At 70.9% G+C, this 711-nt stretch carries 1 pseudogene; it reads left to right on the top strand.

The features are described from left to right. Window positions 1–711, top strand: a pseudogene (locus DA085_RS21240) (hypothetical protein); the annotation flags it as partial.

Here is a 711-nt window from a genome sequence, read left to right as displayed (position 1 = left end):
AGACCCCGACCAGATCACCACCGAGCAGTCCGCCCAGCTCACCAAGATCCTGCACGCCCTACCCACCGCCCAACTCAACCTCATCGTCCCCCTCAACACCCTCCTCGGCACCACCGGCATCCACACCACCACCCCCGGCCCCGGAAACGGGGCGCACGGGCCGGTCGGAGCGGTCGATCCCCAGGGCAACCCCATCCCCGCCGCCTTCGCTTCCACGAGGGCCCCCACGTTCGGGAACCCGACGGCCTCGGGTGCTGCTCCTCCCGCAACAGGCGGCACGTCCTGCACGTGTGCCTGCACCTGCGGCGCCACCACCACGGCATCCGCTGCCCGAGCAGACACCGCCGGAGCAGCAGCCGACGGCACGGCCCGAGGAGCCACCGAGGGTCCGACAGGACAAGACCGTCCCGACCGTGACGGTTCGACGGGAGAGGACCGCCCACCGCCAGCACCACCAGCGGGAAGCCCGCCCTCCGGTGAGGCCGGTGAGGTGGGGGTGGGTGAGGTGATCGGCAAGCACTGCCTGTTCCTGACCCCCGAGGAAATCCGGACAGTGGCGCTCACACCCGGGTCGACGTTGTACCGGTTGCTGACCGACCCGGTCACCGGGACCCTCATCGAACGGTCCACCACCGCCTACCGGTTCGACACGGCGATGCGGGCCTACATCATCGCCGCCGACGTGTTCTGCCGCGCCCCCGGCTGCCTGCG

The organism is Ornithinimicrobium cavernae, from assembly GCF_003121625.1.
Taxonomy (GTDB): Bacteria; Actinomycetota; Actinomycetes; order Actinomycetales; family Dermatophilaceae; genus Ornithinicoccus; species Ornithinicoccus cavernae.
The sequence above is the reverse complement of the archived record's forward strand: the minus strand, read 5'-3'. Positions and strand labels throughout refer to the sequence as shown.